The sequence below is a fragment of the Actinoplanes sp. M2I2 genome, from assembly GCF_023544445.1.
GTDB lineage: Bacteria > Actinomycetota > Actinomycetes > Mycobacteriales > Micromonosporaceae > Actinoplanes.
In genome coordinates this window covers 179,897-202,095 of record NZ_JALPVJ010000004.1, presented here as the reverse complement: position 1 = coordinate 202,095, position 22,199 = coordinate 179,897, and the positions used below count along the sequence as shown (strand labels likewise).

Genomic DNA, 22,199 nt, shown 5'->3' with positions numbered 1-22,199 from the left:
TCGCTCGGGTGAGCGGCCCGCCCAGGGATGGTCAGCTGCCGATCGGTCCGCCGTCGAGGCGCCAGGTGACCACGACGGCGGGCTTGGCGTAGTCGCCGTCGGGCCAGGTGGAGACCGGCTTGTCGACGGTGGCGCCGGAGATCTCGCCGGGGTGCTGCACGGCGACGAAGACCGAGCGGTCGTCGCCGGTGATGAACGGGCCGCAGGTCTCGGCGCCGCGCGGCACCGTGAGGAACTGCCGCAGGTGGCCGCGTTCGGAACCCTCGATCGGGGTGGCGAACAGGCCGTCGTTGGTGCCCAGGGCGTTGCCGTCGGTGGAGATCCAGAGGTTCCCGGCGCTGTCGAAGGCGACGTTGTCGGGGCAGGAGATCGGCGAGACGGCCGTCTTGTCGTATCCGCCGAAGTAGGTGTCGGCGGCGGCCGGGTCGCCGCACACGATGGGCAGCGACCAGGTGAAGGTCTCGCCGGTGTGGTCGCCCTTGTCCTCGACGAGCTCGAAGATGTGGCCGTGCTTGTTGGCGCTGCGCGGGTTGGCCTCGTCCACGCCCGGGTTGGTGCCGACGGCCCGGTTCGTGTTGTTGGTCATCGCCGCGTAGATCTTGCCGGTACGCAGGCTGGGCTGGACGTCCTCGGGGCGGTCCATCTTGGTCGCCTTGACCGCGTCGCCGGCCAGCCGGGTGAAGGTCAGGATGTCGGCCACCGTCATGCCGGGGACGAACGACTTGTTCCCCGAGACCAGCTTGATCCACTTGCCCGTACCGTCGAAGGCGCCGTCGGACGGGAGCTTGCCGGTGCCGTCGATCTCGGCCGCCGGGCTGTCCCCGGTGACCTGGGCGACGTAGAGAGTGCCCGACTCGAGCAGCGTCAGGTTGTGCTTGCGGTCGCCGGGCCGGTACTTCTTCTCGGAGACGAACTTGTAGAGGTAGTCGAACCGCTCGTCGTCGCCCATGTACGCGACGACGTGCCCGCTCTTGGCCACGATGACGTTGGCGCCCTCGTGCTTGAAGCGGCCCATGGCGGTGTGCTTGCGCGGCGGGGCGTCCGGGTCGAACGGGTCGACCTCGACGATCCAGCCGAAGCGGTTGGCCTCGTTCGGGTGCTTGGCCAGGTCGAAGCGCTCCTGCGCCCGCTCCCACTTGCGCGAGCCGCTCGGGTAGCGCGCCGTGGTCGTGATGCCGTAGCGGTTGAACTTCGGCTTGTCGGCCTCGGCAACGGCGTCGCCACCGACGAAGTACTGGTTGAAGTTCTCCTCGCCGGAGAGCACGGTGCCCCACGGCGTGACGCCGCCGGCACAGTTGTTCAGCGTGCCGATGACCCACTGGCCCTTGGGATCGGCCGCGGTCTTCACCGCCGCCGTCCCGGCCACCGGGCCGGTCAGCTTGAACACGGTCTCGAGCGCGGTGATGCGCTTGTTGTAGGGCAGGCGACGGGACTCGACCGGCTTCCACTGGCCGGTGCGGCCGACCCGCTCGATCTCGACCACCGACAGGCCGTGCGCCGCCATCGCGACCTTGACCTGCTCGACGCTGAGCGCGTCCAGGCTGGTGAAGCCCGGGAACATCAGCTCCTCGTTGGTGTACTCGTGGTTGACCACGAGCAGCGCGCGGTCGCCCGAGTTGCCGAACGGCAGCACGCCGACGAAGTCGTTGTTGTAGCCGAACTGCTGCGACTGCCGCTTGGCGGTCTGCTTGCCCAGGTCGAACTCGGGCGCGCCGGCCACCACGGGGTCGCCCCAGCGCAGCACGACGGCCGAGTCGTAGCCGTTGGGCACGATCAGGTTGTCGAGCGTGTTCGGCGGGATCGCCTTGAAGCCGATCTTGCCGGCCTTGCCGGTGGGCCCGGCCGCGGGCTTGCCGAGGGGCTGCGGAACGGCGGCCGGAGCCGGCGCGGCGGCTGCCGGGGCCGCCGCGGCAGCCGAGGCGCTCACACCGAGGACGAGCGCGCCGGCGGCGCCCGCGCGCATCACACCCCGCCGGCTCATCGCCGTGTTCACCACATCGCCGAGGTACGGGTTGTCCGACTCGTTCGGCGCGGGGTGGTCACAAGCGTTGCCGCAGCGATAGAGGCAGGTCATGGCGTCCCGCGAGCCACCACTGTGGCCCAGCAGGGGTAAAAGTCGACGCATCGGCTCTCCTAGTTCGTCATGGCCGCACCCGTGGGTGGGCTGAGCCGAACGCTAGGAGAGCCGACACCGACGGATCCACCGGTTGCCGGTGAACGGGACGTTAACGCTCTAGCTGCCGATCCGTCCGCCGTCGAGCCGCCAGGTGACCACGACCGCCGGTTTGGCGTAGTCGCCGTCGGGCCAGGTGGACGCCGGGTTGTCGACGGTCGCGCCGGTGACCTCCCCCGGATGCTGCACGGCGACGAAGACCGAGCGGTCGTCGCCGGTGATGAACGGGCCGCAGGTCTCCGCGCCGGGCGGCACCGTGAGGAACTGCTTGAGGTGACCGCGCTCCGGGCCTTCGATCGCCGTGGCGAAGAGCCCGTCGTTGCTGCCCAGCGCGTTGCCGTCGGTGGAGATCCAGAGGTTCCCGGCGCTGTCGAAGGCGACGTTGTCCGGACACGAGATCGGGGACACCTTGCTCTTGTCGTAGCCCGCGAAATACGTGCCGGGGTCGTTCGGGTCGCCGCACACGATCGGCAACGACCAGGTGAAGGTCTCGCCGGTGTGGTCGCCCCCGTCCTCGACGAGCTCGAAGATCTGGCCGTGCCGGTTGGCGGTACGCGGGTTCGCCTCGTCGACGCCGGGATAGGTGCCGACGCCGCGGTTCGTGTTGTTGGTCAGCGCGGCATAGATCTTGCCGCTCCGCAGGCTGGGCTGGACGTCCTCGGGCCGGTCCATCCTGGTCGCGCCGACCTTGTCGCCGGCCTCGCGGGTGAAGGTCAGCACCTCGATCGCGGTCATGCCGGGGACGAACGAGGTGTTCCCGGAGACGAGCTTGATCCACGCACCCGTACCGTCGAAGGCGCCGTCGGCCGGGAGCTTGCCGGTGCCGTCGATCTCGGCCGGCGGGCTGTCCCCGCTGAGCTTCGCGACGTAGAGCGTGCCCGACTCGAGCAGGGTGAGGTTGTGCTTGCGGTCGCCCGGGCGGTAGCGCCGGCTCGATACGAACTTGTAGAGGTACTCGAAGCGCTCGTCGTCACCCAGGTATGCGGCCACTTGACCGTTGCGGGCCACGATGACGTTGGCGCCCTCATGCTTGAAGCGGCCCATCGCGGTGTGCTTGCGGGGCGGCGCGTCCGGCTCGAACGGGTCGACCTCGACGATCCAGCCGAAGCGGTTGGCCTCGTTCGGGTGCTTGGCCAGGTCGAAGCGCTCCTGCGCCCGCTCCCACCGCCGCGACCCGCTCGGGTACCGGGCGGTGGTGAGGATGCCGTACCGGTTGAGCCGGGCCTTGGCCGCCTCGGGGACGGCGTCGCCGCCCACGAAGTACTGGTTGAAGTTCTCCTCGCCGGACAGCGCCGTCCCCCACGGCGTCAGCCCGCCCGCGCAGTTGTTGAGCGTGCCGATGATGGTCGTGCCGGCCGGGTCGGCCGCCGTGCGCAACGGGGGCGACCCGGCGGCCGGGCCGTCCGCCCGGAACGGCGTGGCCAGCATGGTGAGCCGCTTGTTGTAGGGCAGCCGCCGGGATCGGACCGGTTGCCACCGGCCGGTGCGATCGACCCGCTCGATCTCCAGCACCGACATGCCGTGGGCGGCCATCGCGGCCCGCACCTGGTCGACGCTCAGCGCCTCCTGGGTGGTGAAGCCCGGGAACATCAGCTCCTCGTTGGTGTACTCGTGGTTGGACACGAGCAGGGCCCGGCGGTCGCTGCCGGGGAACGGCACCACGCAGAGGAAGTCGTTGTTGTAGCCGAACTGCTTCGACTGGCTCTCGCCGGTCTGGCGCCCGAGGTCGAAGGCGGGCGCGCCCGGCACCACCGGGTCGCCCCAGCGGATCACGACGGCGTGGTCGTAGCCGTTCGGGACGATCACGGAGTCGATCTCGTTCGGCGGGATCGGCTTGAAGGTGAGCGCGCCGCCGCCCGGAGGCGGTGCGGACGCTGCCGGTGGTGCGGACGGTGCCGGTGGTGCGGGCGCTGCCGGTGGTGCGGGCGCTGCGGTCGCCGGGGTCGCGGCGGTCGCCGAGACGCCGCCCGCGCCGAGCACCAGGGCGCCGGCGCCGCTCGCACGGAGCAGCCCGCGACGGCTCAGGGTGGCGCGGACGATGTCCCCGAGATAGGCGTTGTCCGACCGGTTGGGCGCCGGGTGATCGCAGGCGTTGCCACAGCGGTATTGGCAGGTCATCGCGTCGCGACCGCCGCTGTGACGCTGGAGCAGCGGTAACAGTCGGCGTACGGGATCGGGCATCGTTGACCTCCATCGACATTGATGAACATCAGGTAAACACGGAATGATGATCCACTGTCGCGTATCCGGGTCCTGAAAAACGTGCGGTAAGCCGTCAACAACCCGTATCAGGATCTTCCGGCACCTCCCAGCCGAGCCGGATGCGGGTTTTCCGGGCGCTGACATCCGCGGTTCGGCCGCCGTCCACCTGCGCTGGATAGACCGGGCTCATGAGCTTCTCCATCGAGAGGGACACCGACCGCACCGGCAAGACGACCTATCTGCTGCTGGGCGGGACCTTCGACCGCGCCGCGCACCGTGATCTGCGGCGGGCCCTGCGGGATGCCTTCGCCCGGACACGCCGGGGACGGGTCGTGCTCGACGTCGCCGGGGTCGAGGACATCGGCAGCGAGTGCCTCGAGGTGCTGCTGACCGGCTACACCAACGCGTTGCGCGGCGGCTACGGCTTCGAGGTGACGAACGCGCACGGGCCCGTACAGCTTCTGCTCGAGGCGACCAGGCTGTACCTGCGACGCTCCGACGAGAAGCTGTACGCCGACACCCTGTACGCCGGCGAGACCCTGTACGCCCCGGTGTGGCTCTCAGGCAGCCCGGCCGACGTTTCGTAACCGGTGGGTCGCCACCCCGGCCGCGCTCAGCCGGACGGCGATCGACTCGGACGTACGGTCGAGGAACACCGCGACCTGGTGATCGTCGCCGAGGTGGCAGGCGGCGGCCAGGGTGCCCAGCGTGATCGGGTCGACCTCGTGCACGTCGTGCAGGTCGAGGATCAACCGGAGCGGGCGCAGGTGACGAAGCGCGTGGACCAGCGTGCGGCGCAGCTCAGCGGCCTCCTCGGCGCCGAGCGCGCCGTGGGGCTGGATCACCATGGTGCCGTCGGTGGTGTCGACGTCGACCGTTGCGGTCATCGCTTGTACCTTCCGTTACCCGCTGTTTTCCGAGCTGTCAGGTGTTCGAGGTGTCAGGTTAGAACCCGGTCGGCGTCGCACGCCCCCGTGAGCCGCCTGAACTTTGGATGAACTCGGATTCACGTCGGCCTCCGGCGGACTGGTGATCTCCGGCCGAGTCTCGGGATGGGCTCTCGATCCGCGGTCCTCAGGGGACGTCTGTCGTGTCGCTTCACGAGATGGCCTGGCGGGTACGGTCAGGGAAACACCGCCCCCGGCCCCCGGAGTCCGCCGCGATGACGAGCCCCGTTCCCGCCCCGAGACCGCTCGAGCAGCTCGCCACCGAGGGTGAGCGGCTGGGGTGGATCTTCAACGACCGGAACCTGTACCGGCGGAAATTCCTGGAGCCGCCGCCGCAGCCCGCGCCCGTCCCGCCCGACCTGCGGGAGCGGCTCACCCGGGCCCGGAGCGGGATGGTCAAGCGCATCCTGATCTCGCTGGGCGCCGGGCTCGGGGCGGCCGTGCTGATCGGGTGCTGCGGTGGGGTGCTCACCCGGGACTCCGAAGGCGCGCGGGGGTTGGTGCTGTTCCTGGCCGGGTTGTTCGCCGTCGGCGGGGTCGCGGGGGCGATCCTGGCCGGTCTCCTGCCGTCGCTGGCCCGCCGGTCGGTGGACGAGGCGGAGCGCCGGGCCCAGGCTGAGCACGCGATCGCGCACGCGTCCTGGGACAGCCGCCGGCAATGGCACGACCAGCAGCAACAGCACGCCGTCGACGCGCTGCCGGAGTGGTCGGCGGCCAGCCCCTCGCCGGGGGCCCGCCGGGTCGACATCGTGGGTGGTACGTCGTACGGGTGGGAAGCGGTCCTGACCGTCTTCGGCGGGTCGCTGCTGGCGTCCCGGGGGCGGATGGTGCTGGCCGACTTCACTGGGGAAGCGCTGTCCGGGGAGCTGATGCAGCTCGCCCTCGGCACCGGCCGCACGGTCCGGGAGGTCGTGCTGCCCGCCGACCTGGCCTCGTTCGACCTGGTCGCCGGGCTGGAGCCGGGGGAGCTGGTCGACGGGCTGGTCGAGGCCATGTACGGCGACGCGCCCGGTGGCGGCAACCGGGCCGAGCGGTCGCAGGACGCGCTGCTGCTCAACCGGATCGCGGCCGTGCTGGCGCCCGACCTGACCATGGCGCGGTTGCTCGCCGCCCTGCGCACCCTCTCCGGTCAGGGCGGACTGCTGCCGGCCGATCTCGAGAGCCGGCTGCTCGCGATGCGCCCCGAGGAGGCGCGGGTGCGGCGCATCGAAGCGTTCCTGCACCCGCTCGAGGCCATGGGCAGCGACCCCGCGACGACCCCGCCGGCCGACCTCACCTGCCTGGTGACCGAGGGCGGGGCCGGGCGGGCGCAGCACGAACTGCTCAAAGACCTGCTGGTGCAGTGGCTCGGCCACCAGGTGCGCCGGGACGCCGCCCCGATCGGCTCGCTGGTGCTGCTGGGCGCCGACGAGATCGACCACCGGGCCGTGGAACGGCTCAGCACCCTGTGCGAACGGCGGGGCATCCGGCTGGTGCTCTTCTTCTCGCACCTGCGGGCCGAGTCGCTGCAGACGATCGGCGGCGGTGAGGTGGCCCTGATGCGCCTGGGCAACCACCAGGAGGCGGCGCAGGCGGCCGACTTCGTCGGGCGGGGGCACAAGTTCGTGCTCAGCGAGCTGACCCGCACCCTCGGCGGCGACGAGACCCACACGCTGGCCGACACGACCGGCGAATCCGAGACCAAGGGCGGCTCCAAGGGCGAGCGCGCGTCCCGGCACGGCCTGCGCCGCTACACGACCTCGAACTGGAGCAAGACGCGCAACTGGAGCCAGACCGAATCCACCGCCAAGGGCACCAACTGGAGCGAGGCGGCGTCGGCCCAGCGCGTCTACGAATACGTGCTGGAGCCGCGGGTGCTTCAGGACCTTCCCGAGTACGCGATGATCCTGGTCAAGAACGAGGGGCGGGGCTCGGTGGTCCAGGCCGTCGAGGTCGACCCGGCGATCGTGACGCTGCCCCGGGTGTCGATGGCGCCCATCGCGCAGCAGCCGCTGCCCGACCCGGCCGAGGCGGTCATCCCGGCCGAGCACCATCCCAGCCAGGTCACCGTGTCGCGGCCACAGCCGCTGGCCGCCCCGGAATCGGCCACGCCCAGCTGGGGCAACATCACCGATCCGCCCCGCCACCAGCAACGTCCGTAGCCGCGAGCGCATCGCCGTGGCGCACCGGCTGCTCGAGGATTCACGTCCAGGGCAAGCTGGTCCTCAGCGTCCGACCGGGCCGGCCTCGGGAGCCGGGCCGGTCGAGTCGCGGATGATCAGCTCGGTGGCCAGCTCGACGTGGAGCGCGTCCAGGCGGTGCCGGTCCAGGATGCGCATCAGCAGGCCCACGGCTATCCGGCCCATCTCGGCCAGTGGCTGCCGTACGGTCGTGAGCATCGGCCGGGTCGCCTGGGCCAGGTCGATGTCGTCGAAACCGGCGATGGAGACGTCCTCGGGCACGCGCAGGCCCAGCTGCACGGCCGCGGCGAGCGCCCCCGACGCGACCTTGTCGTTGAAGCAGACCAGAGCCGTCGGCCGGTCCCGCAGGTCCAGCAGACGCTGCGCCGCCTGAAATCCGAACCGGACGGTGGGTTCGCCGGGCACGGCCAGCTGACGATCCAGCAGCACACCGGCGTCGGCCAGGGCCGAGACGTGCCCGGCCCGCCGGGCCGCGCCGGCCAGCCAGTTGTCCGGCCCGGCCAGCAGCCCGATCCGGCGGTGACCGAACGCGGTCAGGTGCGCGGTGAGGCTGCGGGCGCCCGCGAAGTGGGCGGCCGAGACGGCGGCGATGTCGCGGGGCACGTCCTCGCGCGGGTCGACGACGACGAAGGGGAAGCCCGCGGCCTGCAGGGCGATCAGGTCGTCGGCCGGCTCGGGGGGCAGCACCACGATGGCGCCGCCGATGCCGGGCCGGGTGGGCAGCGACCCGAGCACCGGTGTGTGCTGGGCGGCCTCCCCGGCGTTGAGGATCAGCTGGCGGCCGTGCAGGTCGAGGGTCTCGGCGATCGACGAGACGATCAGTCCGAAGTAGTCGGTGAGCACGTAGGGGCAGCGGACGAAGACGGCGCCGGCGCGGGTCGGGCGGCGGCGCGGGCCGCGGCCGCCCAGCTCGTCGATGGCCTGTTGCACCAGGTCACGGGTGCCGGGCGAGACGTGTTCCTGGTCGTTCAGCACCCGCGAGACGGTGGCGATCGAGACGCCCGCGTGGGCCGCGATGTCGCGGACGGTGGGCCCCTGTGTCATTCCCGAAGCATAGACATTGACAGTCGTCGACCGGCGCGCTTACCTGTGTGTATCAGAAACGTTTCCGTCTGTTACAGAGGAGATGTCGTGGCCCGCTTGGGAACCGTCCTGGTGGCGATCAGCGCCACCGTCCTGGCCACCGGGCCTCTGCCGGCGGCAGCGCACGAAAAGGCGGCACCGCACGAAAAGGCGGCGGCGCACGGCAAGGCGGCGGCAGCACACGACAAGCCCGGTAACACCGCGACCGCGCGCGTCTGGCTCACCACGCCGGACGGCGCGAACCGCCTGGCCGATCGCGGGACGGTGCCCTTCGGCGCGGCCGGAGCCGACGTGCCGACCGTGGTCGTCGACCCGCACCGCCGCTTCCAGGCGATGGCCGGGTTCGGGGCCTCGATCACCGACTCGTCGGCCTCGGTGTTGTACCGGCTCTCGCCGGCCGCCCGCGACGCCACGATGGAGTCGCTCTTCCGGAACGGCTTGAGCTATCTGCGTCAGCCCATCGGCGCCTCCGACTTCACCGACGGTCCGGCCTACACGTACGACGACGTGCCGCCCGGCCAGACCGACTACGCGCTGCGGCACTTCAGCATCGAGCACGACCGCGCCCAGATCCTCCCCCTGCTGCGTCAGGCCCGTCGCCTCAATCCCGAGTTGCGCGTCATGGCCACACCGTGGAGTCCGCCGGCCTGGATGAAGACCAACGGCGCCCTGGCCGGCGGCCGGCTGATCGACTCGCCGGCGATCTACCGCGCGTACGCGGCCTATCTGGTCGCGTTCGTCCGGGCGTACCGGAAAGAGGGCGTGCCGATCGACACGCTGACCATCCAGAACGAGCCGCAGAACCGTACGCCGGCCGGCTATCCCGGCATGGACCTGCCGTCCTGGCAGGCGGCCGAGGTGATCGAGCGCCTCGGTCCGATGCTGCGCTCGGCCGGCGAGAAGACCAAGATCCTGGGGTACGACCACAACTGGTCGGAGCACCCGAACGACGCCGCCGGCACGCCGCCCGACTCGGTCGACGACATCGATCACTACCCGCAGGAGCTCCTGGCCACGAAGGCCGCCAAGTGGATCGCGGGCACCGCCTACCACTGCTACTACGGCGACCCGAGCGCCATGACCGCGCTGCACAACGAGTTCCCGGCCAAGGACATCTACTTCACCGAGTGCTCGGGCAGCCGGTCGAGCGACCCGGCGAACACGTTCTCCGACACGCTCAAGTGGCACGCCCGCAACCTGATCATCGGCAACACCCGGAACTGGGCCAAGACGGTGATCAACTGGAACCTGGCCCTGGACGAGGACAACGGGCCGCACAACGGCGGCTGCGGCACCTGCACCGGGGTCGTCACGGTGAACGCCGACGGCTCGGTGACCCGCAACGCCGAGTTCTACACGCTGGGTCATCTGGCCCGCTTCGTGAAGCCGGGCGCCGTACGGGTGGCGAGCACCTCCTTCGGCACGACCGGCTGGAACGGCCGCGTCATGGACGTCGCCTTCGTCAACCCGGACGGCAGCACGGTGCTGGTCGCGCACAACGAGAACGACGACCCGCAGGCGTTCGCCGTGCGGTACGGGGGTCGCACGCTGGAATACACGCTGCCCGGCGGCGCCCTGGCCACCTTCGTCTGGCGCGGGCAATCCGCCGACCGGCCGATCGCGCCGACCGGCTGGACGGCGACCGCGAGCACGCCGGGTGATGCCTCCCCAGCCGTCGACGACGACGCGAGCACCCGGTGGACGACCGGCACGGGTCAGCAGCCGGGCCAGTTCCTGCAGGTCGATCTGGGCCGGGTGCAGCCGGTCGGTCGGGTGGTCTTCGACACCGGCGCCGACCTCGGCGACCACCCCCGCGGTGCCACCGTCACCGCGTCGGCCGACGGCCGGCGCTGGTGGACGGCCGCGACGTCGACAACCGGGCAGTTCACCGAGGCTGACCTGCGGCGCCGGCCGGTCCGGCACGTCCGGATCACGCTGACCGGGGCCGCGGAGAGCTGGTGGTCGGTCGCCGACGTCCGTGCCTACCGCTGAGCGAACGAGCTAATCTGGCATCTGACGTTGACGTCAGGGAGAGGTGTCGAGTGGAGACCACGATGCGGATCGGCGAGCTGGCCGAGCGGGCCGGCGTGAGCGTGCGGGCGCTGCGCTACTACGAGGAGCAGGGCCTGCTCGTCGCCGAGCGCAGCCCTCGCGGTACCCGGCACTACACCGAGCCGGCCGTCGACCGGGTCCAGCTCATCCAAAATCTCTACGCCGCCGGGCTCACCAGCCGGACGATCGCCGACCTGCTGCCCAGCGTCGACGCCAAGGTCAACACGCCCGAGTCGCGCGACCTGCTCGCGGCCGAGCGCGACCGCATCAACACGCAGATCGCCCAGCTGATGATTGCCCGCGACCGGCTCGACGCCGTCATCGACCTGGCCGCCGACCCGATCAGCGGCTGCACCTTCCAGCCCGCGTAACACGTCACCGGCCCGCGCACGGCCGAACGAGGAAAGCTTCCCTCAACGGGCCGTATCCGCCACGATCGGCAGTTTGGGGCTTTTCGACGCTTTAGCGTGTGCGCGATGACAGAGACGACAACCGGCGTACGGCACCCGGCAGCGCACCCGGCCGCCGGTCCGCCGATGCGGTTCCGGCCCGACGTCGAAGGTCTGCGCGCGGTCGCGGTGACCCTGGTCGTCCTCTTCCACGCCGGCGTGCCCGGCCTGGCCGGCGGCTATGTCGGCGTGGACGTCTTCTTCGTCGTCTCCGGCTTCCTGATCACCTCGCTGATGCTGCGCGAGGTCCGCCGGACCGGCGACCTGTCCCTGATCGACTTCTACGCCCGGCGGGCCCGGCGGCTCCTGCCCGCGGCGGCGGTGGTGCTGGTCGCCACGCTGCTCGCGAGCTATCACTGGCTCGGGTTCCTGCGCGGCGACGAGATCGCCGGGGACGTCGTCTGGTCCGCGCTGTTCGCCGCGAACTTCCGCTTCACGGCCGAAGGGGTCGACTATCTGGCCTCGCAGGGGGCTCCCTCACCGGTGCAGCACTTCTGGTCGCTCGCCGTCGAGGAACAGTTCTACCTGGTCTGGCCGGCCGTGATCGCGCTGCTGATCTGGCTCGGCCTCCGCTGGGCCATCGGCTACTGGCTGGCCGCCGCGGTGGTCGCGTCCCTGGCGTACTCGATCTGGGAAACCGGCACGTGGTCGTACTTCTCGCCGCTGACGCGCGCCTGGGAGCTCGGGGCCGGTTGCCTGCTGGCGCTGGCCGCGCCGCGACTCGACCGGATCCCGTACCGGTGGGCGACCGCGCTGGCCGGCACCGGACTGGCGCTGATCGTGGTCGCCGCGCTCACGTTCGACGACGCCACACCTTTCCCCGGGTACGCCGCTGTGCTGCCCGTTCTCGCCACCGTGCTGGTGCTGGCCGGGCGGGGCGACTCGGTGCTGGGCCGGTGGCCGCTGGTCTGGCTGGGCCGCCTGTCCTATTCGTTCTACCTGTGGCACTGGCCGGTGCTGATCATCGCCGAGCAGGCGTACGGGGAACCGCTCCCGGCCTCGACCCGGGCGCTGCTGATCCTGGGCGCCCTGGGGCTCGCGGTGATCACGTACTTCGGCGTCGAGGAGCCGGTGCGGCGCAGCCGGACCCTGCGGCGTTCCCCCGTGCTCACGTTGTCGCTGGCCGCCTGGCTGATCGTCGCCCCGCTGGTGGCCGCCCGCTGGCAGACGTCCACGTCGCCCGGGGCCGAGGCCGGAACCGGGGCCGAATACCAACCCCGACTAGGAGCGCCGCATGGCCCGCCCTGAGCTGTCCCGCCCGTGTCGTCTCGCGCTCGTGCTCGCTCTGCTGACGGTCATCGCCGGCTGTACCGCGACCATCCCGCCACCCCCACGGGCGACCGCTCCGCCGGCGCCACGCATCGGCCTCGACGCCGTGGTCTCCGCCGTTCGCGAGGCCCCGGGCCGGAAGGTGCTGCCCGCCGACCTGACACCGTCGCTGGCCACGAGCGGCGAGGACGTCGGCTTCGACAACGAGAAGTGTGAGGCCGGGCCGACGGCCGACCGGGTCGAACCGTGCGTCTTCGGGGACCGGGCCGGTGCGACCGACGTCGTGCTCTACGGCGACTCGCACGCGGGGATGTGGCTTCCGGCGCTGTCCGAGATCGCCGAGCGACGCGACTGGCGGGTGCAGTTCTTCGGCAAGCCGGCCTGCCCCAGCCTGTCCCTCACCGTCTGGAACCAGCAGGAGCAGCGGCCCTTCACCGAGTGCGACCGGTTCCGCGCCTTCGTGGCCGACCGGGTGGCGGCGATCCGGCCCGAGCTGGTGATCGTGACCAACGAGAGCTTCTCGCAGAAGCGCGACCGGGGACAGCTGATCTCACCGGGCGAGTGGCAGGCCGGGCTGACCTCGACCCTGCGGACGCTGCGCCGGTTCGCCGGCCGGGTCGTGGTGCTGGGCGATACCCCGGTGCTCGACCAGAGTGCGCCGGAGTGCCTGGCCGCCCACCCGGACGACATCGAGGCGTGCTCGACCTCGCGGACAGCGGCCACCGCGCGTACCTGGAACGCCGCCGACGCGGGCGCCGCCGAGGCCACCGGCTCCGGCTACATCTCGGTGCTGCCGTGGTTGTGCACGGCCGTGTGCACCCCGGTCATCGGCAACATCACGGTCTACCGCAATCGGTTCCACCTGACCGCCACGTACGCCCGGATGCTGAACGGCGTCCTGGAGGAAGCGCTTCTGAAGCACTTCCCGCAGGACGCCGTTGCGTCTTGACGATCCTTCTTGAGGTTCTTCTTCGAGGGCCGGACAGCGGCTCAGCGGCGGCGTCGCCGCAGGAGCGTGATGACCGCCGCGGCGATGGCCACCGCGCCGGCGGCCATCGCCGCGATCGGGATCGGCCCACGAGCCTTCGCGCTGGTGGGCTCCTCGTGCCGGCCGTGGTCGGCCACGAGCTCATGCTTGCCGTGGTCGGACCCGCCCAGCAGCGAATCCTTGCGGTCGGCGGCCGCTTGCTTGACTTGCGAGACGCTTTCGACCGCCGTCGTCCTGGCCTGAGCCGCCTTCTCGCGTACCTGCTCGGTCTTCTCCGCCGCGACCTGCTTGACCTGCTCGGTCTTCTCGGCCGCGGCCTGCTTGACCTGCTCGGTTTTGTCCGCGGCGGCCTGCTTGACCTGCTCGGCCTTGTCCGCGGCGGCCTGCTTCTTGTCGGCCACCGCGTGCTTGACCTGCGCCTTCACGTCCGCCTTGGCGGCCAGGGCCGACGCGGTCTCGGCCAGTTCGGCGCGAGTCTCGGCGATGTCGGCCCGAACCTCCTCGCGCGACCTCGTGTCGCTCATGAGTGCCGTCCCTCTCGGATCGCGGTCTTCACGGTCTCCACGTCACGCTTGCCGCTCGCCATGGCCTCCTCGGGCTCCGGCGGCACGGCCTTCTTGACCTGGTTCTTGCCGATCAACGCGGCGACCCCGGCCACGGCGAACAGTACGACCGTCACGATCAGGGCGGCTGCCCAGACCGGCATGACCAGCGCCAGGAGGGCGCCGATCGTCACGAACAGGGCGCCGAGCCCGTACAGGGCGATTACCCCGGCCCCGCCGAGCAGTCCGGCTCCGGCGCCGGCGCGCTTGCCCTTCTCGACCATCTCGATCCGGGCGAGCGTCAGTTCGTCGCGGACCAGCGTCGAAACCTGTTCGCTCAGCTGGCTGACCAACTGGCCGACCGGCTGCTGCTCGGTGTGCGTCGTCATCAGTGAGCTCCCTTCGTCTGGAGCTCAATTACCCGCCTATCGGACGGATAATCAGGAACCGACCTCGCTCACCTGCACGAACGGGCGGTCGTTGAACCAGGTGGCATGAATGATGAAGCTGTGCTGGGTCTCGTTGAAGTACACCGCGAGGTTGCCCGGCGAGTCCTGCACCTTCTGCACCGACCAGCCGTCGGCCGGGGTCGCGGTCACCAGTGACACCACCCCGTCCGAGGTCGTCCGGATGACCGCCTGCCCGCCCTCGACCCGGAACGACCGCACATAGGTGCGCTTCCCGTCACCGTCGGTGGTGACCGTCCAGCCGTCCTCGGTCGTGGCCGGTGCGGTGGTGGTGGTCGCGTCCGGCCGGGGCGTCGTGGTCGTCGGCCGCGGCGGTGTCGTGGTCGTGGCCGGCTTCGTGGTGGTGGGTCTCGTCGTGGCCGGCGGCGGCTTTCGCGTGGCCGGGCCGGCCGGCGTGGTCACGCTGGGCAGCGGCGCCGGAAAGGCGCTCGAGTCGGCCGCGGGCAGCTGCGCGAGCGCCCTGTCGTCGGGCGAGGACGTGCGCAGAACGGGCAGCAGAGCCACCGAGGCCAGCACGATGCTCGTCGCGGTGGCGGCGCACCACCCCGCGATCGGCGCCCACCGAGAAGATCGCACGAGGACATCGTCTCATCTGCCCCTATGGTGTACGCCATGGCGATGATCCTGCTCGTCGAGGACGACCGCATCATCACGGCGGCGCTCTCCCGCGCGCTGACCGATGCGGGACACGTGGTGCGACCGGTCGGCCGGGCCGCGGAGGCCCTCAAGATCGTCACCGACGAGCGACCCGACCTGGTCATCCTCGATCTCGGGCTGCCCGACATCGACGGCACCGACGCGCTGCGGATGATGCGCTCGGTGTCCGACGTGCCGGTCATCGTGGCCACCGCCCGCCGCTCCGAGGCCGACATCATCAGCCTGCTCAGCGCCGGCGCCGACGACTACGTGACCAAGCCGTTCTCGGGCGGCCACATCCTGGCCCGCATCGCCGCCGTGCTGCGCCGCTCCCGCGCCACGACCAACGAGACGCCGAGCGCGATCACCGTCGGCGACCTGGTCATCAGCCCCCGCCAGCGCCGCGCCGAGCTGCGGGGCGAGCCGCTGCAGCTCACCCGGCGCGAGTTCGACGTGCTGGCCTACCTGGCCGAGCGGGTGGGTCAGGTGATCAGCCGGCGCGAGCTGATGAACGAGGTCTGGAACCAGGCCCGCATCGGTGAGGAGCAGACGATCGACGTGCACATCTCGTGGCTGCGTCGCAAGCTCGGGGAGACCGCCGCCCAGCCGCGCTTCCTGCACACCGTACGGGGAGTCGGGGTCATGATGGTCGATCCGCGATGAGGTGGGCCCTCAACCGGCTGGCCCTCGCGATCACGTCGATGGTGGCGCTGGCCTTCCTCGTGCCGCTGGCCGTCGCGACCCGCCAGATCGCGCACGACCGGGCCGTGACCGACGCCCGCCAGCAGGCCACGTCGCTGGTCACCGTCCTCGGCGTCGACGCCGACCCGACCCTGCTGACCAACGCGGTGGCCAGCACGACCGCGGGCAGCGAGAGCCGGCTCGCCGTCCACCTGCCCGACGTCGCCGCGATCGGCGTCTCGCACACCTCACCGGCCCAGATCGCGATCGCCGCGGAGGACCGCCGCTCGGCGCTGGCCCCCGTCGCCGACGGCATGGTCTATCTGCAGCCGACCGTGCTCACCGACGGCCGGACGGTCGTCGTCGAGGTCTTCGTGCCCGACACCGAACTGACCCGCGGCGTGTGGGCCGCCTGGTTCGTTCTCGGCGGCCTGGCGATCGTGCTCGTCGTGGGCTCGACCCTGTTCGCCGACCGGCTCGGCAGCCGCCTGGTGCGCGCGACCCGCGAGCTGGCCGGCTCGGCCCGGCGACTGGGCGGCGGCGAGCTGGGCACCCGGGTCACTCCCGACGGCCCGAGCGAGCTGCGCGACGCGGCGAACGCCTTCAACACGATGGCCGACGACCTCAAGAGCCTGCTCGACCGGGAACGGGAGCTGGCCGCCGACCTGTCGCACCGCCTGCGCACCCCGTTGACGGCGCTGCGGCTGGACGCCGAGGCGATGCCGGCCGGCCCGATCGGCGAACGGATGCGCCAGGCCTGCGACCTGCTCGACGAGGAGCTCGAGGCGATCATCAAGGGCGCCCGGCTCGGCGTCGCCGCCCGCGGCCGGGAACAGACCGACCTGGTCGAGGTGCTGGCCGACCGGCTCGCGTTCTGGTCGGTGCTGGCCGAGGACCAGGAACGACCGTGGGAGGTCGTCGGCGGCGACGAACCGGTGATGGTGCCGGTGCCCCGCAGCGAGCTGATCGGGGTGGTCGACGCCATGCTCGGCAACGTCTTCTCGCACACCCCCGAGCGCGTCGGATTCCGGGTCAGCGTGTCGCCGGCCGGGCTGCTCGTCGACGACGCCGGGCCGGGCATCGCCGACCCGGCCACGTCGGTCCGCCGGGGAGTGAGCGGGGCCGGCTCCACCGGATTGGGCCTCGACATCGTGCGCCGCGCGGCCGAAATGGTCGGCGGCGAGATGGTCATCACGCGCAGTCCGCTCGGCGGGGCGCGGGTCGGGATCCATCTGCGGACGCCGGCGCGCCCGCGGCGGGACCGCCGTACGGTTTCATGATTGTTTTCGGGGCCTTTAAGGCTCTGTTATGGAAGCTCTCCGTAGCGTCGCCGCCGTAACTGCCGCGACGAGACAGTACGGAGAACGACATGCGAAGGAAGATCGCCTACCCCCTGGTCGCCCTCGGCATCACAGCGGGCACGACCCTGGCGGTCGCCTCACCCGCCCTGGCCCACGGGTACGTGTCGTCCCCGCCCAGCCGCCAGGCGCTGTGCGCGTCCGGCGCCGTCGCCAACTGCGGCCAGATCCAGTTCGAGCCGCAGAGCGTCGAGGGCCCCAAGGGTCTCAAGTCGTGTGACGGCGGGGTGGGCCAGTTCTCGGCGCTGGCCGACGAGTCGCGCAACTGGCCGGCCAAGTCGGTCGGCAGCTCGACGACGTTCAGCTGGGTGCTCACCGCCCGGCACAAGACCTCTACCTGGGACTACTTCATCGGCAACACCAAGGTCGCCTCGTTCGACGACGGCGGCGCCCAGCCGGCCGCGGTGGTCAACCACACGATCAACCTGAGCAAGTTCCCCGGCCGCCAGAAGGTGCTGGCCGTGTGGAACATCGCGGACACCGGGAACGCCTTTTACAACTGCGTCGACCTGAACGTGGGCGGCGGCGCCTCCTCGGGCGGCGGGGGCGCGACTCCTCCGCCCGTGGCGACCACCCCGCCGACCAAGGCACCCACCACTCCGCCGACCAAGGCCCCGACGGCAGCGGCGCCGACCGCCACCAAGCCCCCGACCGCCACCAAGCCCCCGACCGCCACCAAGCCCCCGACCGCCACCAAGCCCCCGACCGCCACCAAGCCCCCGGCCGCCCCCGCCGGTGGCAGCTGGGCCGCCGGGACGGCGTACAAGACCGGCGACGTGGTCACCTTCAACGGCAAGAAGTTCCAGTGCCGCCAGGGCCACACCGCGATCAACAGCTGGGAGCCGTCGATCTACACCCTCGCCCTCTGGCTGCCGCTGTGAACCGCCGCCTCCTGGCAGTCGTCCTGCTCACGCCGTTCGTGCTCGGAGCCTGCGGTACGGCGAAAGAGGCCCCCGTGGCCGACAAGCCCACCGTGGCGGCCGAGGCGGTGGCCGAGATCAAGGCCGGCGACGAGCACAACGACACCGACGTGATGTTCCTGCAGATGCTGGCCTACCACCAGAAGCAGGGCCTGCGGATGACCACCACAGCCGTCGAGCGGGCGCAGAGCCCCGAACTGAAGACGCTGGCCCAGGCCATCCAGGCCACCGAGAAGGACGAGCTGGCGATGATGCAGTCCTGGCTCGAAGATTGGAACGCGTCCACCGAGGTGGACCAGGCGCCCAGCCTGCACGCCGACCACGGCGGCCTGCCCGGCACCGGCGAGGCCGAGATCAAGGCGCTGACCACGGTGAAGGCCGCCTCCTTCGACACTGCGTTCCTCAACCTCTTCCTGGCCCACCAGCACCAGGCGATGGAGATGTCGAAGGTCGAACTGACCGGCGGCAAGAACGGCGAGGCCAAGAAGTTCGCGGAACGGGTGCAGGAGTCTCGCCAGGGCGAGATCCAGCAGATGCTCAAACTGATGAACGGGTAACTCACGTACTCCGGAAGGGCGGCCTGGCGGGCCGCCCTTTCCGGCATCCCGGGCATCGCCATCCCTGCTCCTGGCCGACGCCGATGTTCCATCGCCTCGTTCCCTGGCCGGATCGTTCTGACTGCAGGCAGTTGAAGGCTTTAGCCGCGTTCCCGGCGACCGGCGCAGACCTCTGGGCAACAGCGCTCCTGGTACGCCGCGATCGCTCACCACACCAAGTTCCTGACACCTAAGCCTGCCAGTGCTATCAGCCGGTACGGGGCTAGTAAATCTGCTCCGCGTTCGGGTCAGTTTCAAGGCGTCACTAGCCGCGGGGGGCTGGCGGGTTAGCAGGCAGGGAGCCTGCATGGCCGACGGAACAAGCCCACTACTTACGTCCAGCGCAGGGTCGCACGCTTTGGCATATCTTGCTGGCATGACCGAGGGACTCTTCGCCAACCTTTCACAGACCGGCCTCGACCCCGATCCGGCTCGGGAAGCTATCGCCGCGAAGTTCCTGCTGGCCGACCCTGACGGCGCCCGTCTCTCTGCTGTGTTCCGCCAGACCTTCGATTTGCTCTACGACGGCCAGCACACTGGGCGTTACCGCTGGGACCAGCTAATGAAGACCGAGAAGACCCACTACGGAAGCCTCTTCGAGATCAACTTGCGTCGCGCTTTTGATGACGTCATCGACGATGTTCCAGACGAAAGCAGCGTGCTGGACTACCGGGTTTCTGGCTACGACATCGACTGCAAGTACTCCCAGAAGATGCACGGCTGGATGCTCCCGCCAGAATGCTTTGGTCATCTCTTGCTGGTCGCGACCGCAAACGACGAAAAAGGGTTATGGAGCCTCGGCGTTGTGCGGGCTAGTGAGGTAAACCGTCGCAAGACGGAAAATCGGGACGGGAAAACGCAGCTCAACCAGCGGGGAACCGCGCAGATCCGGTGGATATTCCGAGATCAACCGCTGCCGCCGAACATTTTACTGACCCTCGACCCCGAGATCATTCGGAGAATCTTTAGCCTCAAGACCGGTCAAGCCAGGATTCTCCAGCTATGCCGGCTCGTCACTGGCCGGAGAATCGGCCGCAACACCATCGCTACTGTTGCTCAGCAGGACGATTACATGGCGCGGGTGAGAGACAACGGTCATGGTGCTCGGACCAGGTTGCGTAAAGAGGGCTACCTCATTCCCGGTGAATATGCGGCCCATCGCAATGTAGCGCGTGCACTGGACCAGCCGCTCCCGCAAGCGGGGGAAATCGTCAGCATCCGGGTCGTACCCGCCCAAGTCGGCGAGTTCCCTGCAGTCGAGATTGGAGGCCGTTGGTGGCGGGTCGCCCAAGACGGTGAGGAAGTGACCGAACCAGCTCCGAAGTTGCCGCGGGTGTGAAGATTCGTTGAGCTGTCCTTGCCGGCTCTGTCACCCAGGCTAGGGGTTCAACAGAATCCCAGCGTGTCGGCTAGCCGCTGCCAGCCAGAGGATGTAGGGTCGTACACATGTTCGGTCAATGGAGCGCGGCCTGCACCGAGGCTATTGCCTCGTCGAGCGCTTCGTGCTCCCAGACGCGGACGACCGACCATCCCTCCTGCCGTAACGCTTCATTGGCGCGCTCATCTCGCTCCATGTTCCGGCGAAGCTTGGGTGTCCAGTACCACTCGTTTGTGGTGGGTTGCCGGCCATGTTGAGGGCAAACGTGCCAGAAGCAGCCGTCGACGAAGACAGCCACCTTCCTCCTCGTGAAGACGATGTCCGGGCGCACCTTGACGTCCTCGAGCCGAAGCAAAAGGTCTTTGCGGTACCGATACCCGAGGCGGTGCAAGGCGCGACGGAGCACGACTTCCGGTTTGGTGTCCCGTCGCCGATTGGCCTGCATGTTCCGGGAACGACCCGGGTTCAGGGGCGCTGGATACAGCCCCTCTGCGTGCGCACGCTTACGGGTCTCTGCAGCGTCGTTCCTAGCCACCAACATCCCACCACCACACGGCTACTCCCCTCGCGCCGCACCTTGGTGCAAGATACTCCCGCAGCAATCGGCGTGCGCGCCTAGTCCGGTAAGGAGGCCTCATGGGCGACCTCGAGGTCGTAGAGATCTGTGCAGGTGCCGGTGGACAGGCTCTGGGCCTGGAAAAGGCCGGATTCGAGCACGCTCTAGCAGTGGAGCTCGACACCAACGCGTGCAACACGTTGCGTGAGAACCGACCTTCCTGGAAGGTGGCTCAGGGCGACGTAGCGGACCCGGAGACGTGGAACCCCGCGGCTTATGAGGGGGTTGCACTTCTGGCTGGCGGTGTCCCATGCCCGCCTTTCACTATCGCGGGAAAGCAGCTTGGGGCGACTGACGAGCGGGACCTGTTTGCATGGGCCGTCGAGCTGGTCAACGTGGTTAAACCGCGTGCGCTCCTCCTAGAGAACGTCCGGGGTCTCAGCCTTCCGCGCTTCGCCGGATACCGCCAGCATGTGCTCGACCGGCTCGCTGCTTTCGGCTATCAAGCATCGTGGCAGCTCCTGCAAGCATCCGACTTTGGAGTACCACAGCTCCGGCCACGTTTCGTCTTGGTTGCCATGCGTGAGGCCGATGAAGCCGCGCATTTCGCGTGGCCGGCCACGGTAGGGCATGTAACGACCGTCGGCGAGTCGCTCGAAGAGCTGATGGCTTCCGATGGGTGGGAGGGCGCCGGGGCATGGGCAAGCAAGGCCGACCGCATCGCGCCCACGATCGTCGGTGGTTCCAAGAAGCACGGCGGCGCGGATCTCGGTCCTACACGCGCGAAGAGAGCGTGGGCGGAACTTGGCGTCGACGCGCTGGGCGTCGCTGATGCGCCGCCGAAGGCCGGCGACACGTACAAAGTTGGCCCCAAGCTCACTACCGAGATGGTGGCTCGGATCCAGGGTTGGTCGGATGACTACCAATGGACCTTTACCGGGCGGAAGACCACCAGGTACCGCCAGATCGGCAACGCCTTTCCGCCCCCCGTGGCGGCTGCAGTGGGCGGTGCCATCATGCGAGCGTTCAATCTCGAGGGTGAGCGAGCCGAACGGCGTGATGTCGAACACGATCCGATCTACAAGGCATTGCGCTCGGCAGACGAGTTCATCACGGCTGAACGGCTGGGGCGCCTCGCAGGCGTAACCGACACACCCGAGCTCGAGCGACGGATCAGCATGCTGAGCCGTGACTTTGAAATCGAGATCGAGGCGAGCGGACCTGTGGTGGCTTATCGGCTCGGCGGTTTCAAAGCCTTTCTAGGGCAGGCGGAGCACACCAGGCACGAGCAGTTCCACAAACACCGCACCCGGATTAGCTGAGCGGCATCCAGGCAAATCGTCTCGAATTAGCCACTGATACATCGAGGTCAAAGAAGGGAATACCGGGTCGGAGGTCAGTGGGCCTTAGACTAAATTTCGCACTTTCCCAGCGCGCCGTGGTGGCGCGATCCGCCGGTGCTTGCACGAGCAGCGCATCTGTTGGAACGGTGGCAATCGCGCCGATGTGGCCGTCCTCGTCGAGACCGACGGTCACCAAGCGCCAGGCAGGATCTAGACGCGCAACTTCGAACTCATGCCGGCTGAGGTAGACGTCAAGTCGTCCACGGCGTTTCGTGCTCTTGACTTCCACATGCCAGACGGCTGGCCCGGCGGATAGCTCGATGTCATAGCCTAGCCCGTCACTATCGAGCGCGACATGGTCGGCAGAACCCGGCACGAC

21 protein-coding genes are annotated in these 22,199 nt (G+C 69.7%); 12 read left to right on the top strand and 9 right to left on the bottom strand.

From position 1 onward, the window contains the following. Positions 1-31: 31 nt before the first annotated feature. The gene (locus tag HJC40_RS08850; RefSeq protein WP_250000142.1) at positions 32-2,125 is read right to left on the bottom strand and encodes a PhoX family phosphatase; all 2,094 of its coding nucleotides are present in this window, start codon (positions 2,123-2,125) and stop codon (positions 32-34) included. Positions 2,126-2,233: 108 nt separating this feature from the next. Beyond that, complete coding sequence (locus HJC40_RS08845; RefSeq protein ID WP_250000139.1) at positions 2,234-4,354, bottom strand: PhoX family phosphatase; 2,121 nt, start codon at positions 4,352-4,354, stop codon at positions 2,234-2,236. A gap of 209 nt (positions 4,355-4,563) precedes the next feature. On the opposite strand from HJC40_RS08845, the gene HJC40_RS08840 reads away from it, so the two are divergent. Continuing rightward, a complete protein-coding gene (locus tag HJC40_RS08840) occupies positions 4,564-4,962 on the top strand; it encodes an STAS domain-containing protein (RefSeq protein ID WP_250000136.1) in 399 nt (132 codons plus the stop codon). Here the strand turns inward: HJC40_RS08840 and HJC40_RS08835 are convergent. After that, positions 4,936-5,262: an STAS domain-containing protein gene (locus tag HJC40_RS08835; protein WP_250000133.1), complete on the bottom strand. Its 327-nt coding sequence runs from the start codon at positions 5,260-5,262 to the stop codon at positions 4,936-4,938. The genes HJC40_RS08840 and HJC40_RS08835 overlap by 27 nt on opposite strands. A 275-nt stretch (positions 5,263-5,537) precedes the next feature. On the opposite strand from HJC40_RS08835, the gene HJC40_RS08830 reads away from it, so the two are divergent. Next, positions 5,538-7,463, top strand: a complete 1,926-nt coding sequence (locus HJC40_RS08830; RefSeq protein ID WP_250000130.1) for a hypothetical protein — start codon at positions 5,538-5,540, stop codon at positions 7,461-7,463. 63 nt (positions 7,464-7,526) lie between these two features. On the opposite strand, the gene HJC40_RS08825 is transcribed toward HJC40_RS08830, so the two are convergent. Then, entirely contained in the window at positions 7,527-8,546 is a 1,020-nt protein-coding gene (locus tag HJC40_RS08825; protein WP_250000127.1) for a LacI family DNA-binding transcriptional regulator, read from the bottom strand. Positions 8,547-8,633: 87 nt separating this feature from the next. On the opposite strand from HJC40_RS08825, the gene HJC40_RS08820 reads away from it, so the two are divergent. From HJC40_RS08820 to HJC40_RS08805, 4 genes are all read left to right on the top strand, one after another. Continuing rightward, positions 8,634-10,577, top strand: coding sequence for a glycoside hydrolase family 30 beta sandwich domain-containing protein (locus tag HJC40_RS08820; protein WP_250000124.1), 1,944 nt, complete (start codon positions 8,634-8,636; stop codon positions 10,575-10,577). A 62-nt stretch (positions 10,578-10,639) separates the two neighbouring features. Beyond that, positions 10,640-11,008 (top strand): MerR family transcriptional regulator, encoded by a 369-nt coding sequence (locus HJC40_RS08815; protein ID WP_250000740.1) that lies wholly within the window; start codon positions 10,640-10,642, stop codon positions 11,006-11,008. 105 nt (positions 11,009-11,113) lie between these two features. Further along, positions 11,114-12,334 (top strand): acyltransferase, encoded by a 1,221-nt coding sequence (locus HJC40_RS08810; protein WP_250000121.1) that lies wholly within the window; start codon positions 11,114-11,116, stop codon positions 12,332-12,334. Then, a complete protein-coding gene (locus tag HJC40_RS08805) occupies positions 12,321-13,304 on the top strand; it encodes an SGNH hydrolase domain-containing protein (RefSeq protein WP_250000118.1) in 984 nt (327 codons plus the stop codon). The genes HJC40_RS08810 and HJC40_RS08805 overlap by 14 nt, the downstream gene beginning before the upstream one ends. 41 nt (positions 13,305-13,345) lie before the next feature. Here HJC40_RS08805 and HJC40_RS08800 read toward each other — a convergent pair whose 3' ends face one another. Genes HJC40_RS08800 through HJC40_RS08790 form a run of 3 tightly spaced genes read right to left on the bottom strand, consistent with a single transcriptional unit; the run spans position 13,346 to position 14,928 of the window. Continuing rightward, positions 13,346-13,867 carry a DUF3618 domain-containing protein gene (locus tag HJC40_RS08800; RefSeq protein WP_250000115.1) on the bottom strand — a complete coding sequence of 174 codons (522 nt, stop codon included), beginning with the start codon at positions 13,865-13,867 and terminating at the stop codon, positions 13,346-13,348. After that, entirely contained in the window at positions 13,864-14,274 is a 411-nt protein-coding gene (locus HJC40_RS08795) for a phage holin family protein (protein ID WP_250000112.1), read from the bottom strand. The genes HJC40_RS08800 and HJC40_RS08795 overlap by 4 nt, the downstream gene beginning before the upstream one ends. Before the next feature lie 51 nt (positions 14,275-14,325). Next, positions 14,326-14,928, bottom strand: a complete 603-nt coding sequence (locus HJC40_RS08790) for a DNA mismatch repair protein MutL (RefSeq protein WP_250000109.1) — start codon at positions 14,926-14,928, stop codon at positions 14,326-14,328. A 36-nt stretch (positions 14,929-14,964) separates the two neighbouring features. Between HJC40_RS08790 and HJC40_RS08785 the strand changes: the two genes are divergently transcribed. From HJC40_RS08785 to HJC40_RS08765, 5 genes are all read left to right on the top strand, one after another. After that, entirely contained in the window at positions 14,965-15,651 is a 687-nt protein-coding gene (locus tag HJC40_RS08785) for a response regulator transcription factor (protein ID WP_250000106.1), read from the top strand. Then, positions 15,648-16,949 (top strand): HAMP domain-containing protein, encoded by a 1,302-nt coding sequence (locus tag HJC40_RS08780; RefSeq protein WP_250000102.1) that lies wholly within the window; start codon positions 15,648-15,650, stop codon positions 16,947-16,949. Before HJC40_RS08785 ends, HJC40_RS08780 begins: the two co-directional genes overlap by 4 nt. A gap of 89 nt (positions 16,950-17,038) precedes the next feature. Further along, on the top strand, positions 17,039-17,908 hold the full coding sequence (locus HJC40_RS08775) for a lytic polysaccharide monooxygenase (protein WP_250000099.1): 870 nt from the start codon (positions 17,039-17,041) through the stop codon (positions 17,906-17,908). Further along, the gene (locus tag HJC40_RS08770) at positions 17,905-18,504 is read left to right on the top strand and encodes a DUF305 domain-containing protein (RefSeq protein ID WP_250000096.1); all 600 of its coding nucleotides are present in this window, start codon (positions 17,905-17,907) and stop codon (positions 18,502-18,504) included. Before HJC40_RS08775 ends, HJC40_RS08770 begins: the two co-directional genes overlap by 4 nt. A 415-nt stretch (positions 18,505-18,919) precedes the next feature. Next, on the top strand, positions 18,920-19,882 hold the full coding sequence (locus HJC40_RS08765; RefSeq protein WP_250000093.1) for a NaeI family type II restriction endonuclease: 963 nt from the start codon (positions 18,920-18,922) through the stop codon (positions 19,880-19,882). 115 nt (positions 19,883-19,997) lie between these two features. Here the strand turns inward: HJC40_RS08765 and HJC40_RS08760 are convergent, their stop codons facing one another. Further along, positions 19,998-20,462 carry a very short patch repair endonuclease gene (locus tag HJC40_RS08760; RefSeq protein WP_284042896.1) on the bottom strand — a complete coding sequence of 155 codons (465 nt, stop codon included), beginning with the start codon at positions 20,460-20,462 and terminating at the stop codon, positions 19,998-20,000. Between the two features lie 95 nt (positions 20,463-20,557). On the opposite strand from HJC40_RS08760, the gene HJC40_RS08755 reads away from it, so the two are divergent. Next, on the top strand, positions 20,558-21,799 hold the full coding sequence (locus HJC40_RS08755) for a DNA cytosine methyltransferase (RefSeq protein WP_250000088.1): 1,242 nt from the start codon (positions 20,558-20,560) through the stop codon (positions 21,797-21,799). Here the strand turns inward: HJC40_RS08755 and HJC40_RS08750 are convergent. Beyond that, positions 21,792-22,196, bottom strand: a complete 405-nt coding sequence (locus HJC40_RS08750) for a protein NO VEIN domain-containing protein (protein ID WP_250000085.1) — start codon at positions 22,194-22,196, stop codon at positions 21,792-21,794. The genes HJC40_RS08755 and HJC40_RS08750 overlap by 8 nt on opposite strands. Between the last annotated feature and the right edge of the window lie 3 nt (positions 22,197-22,199).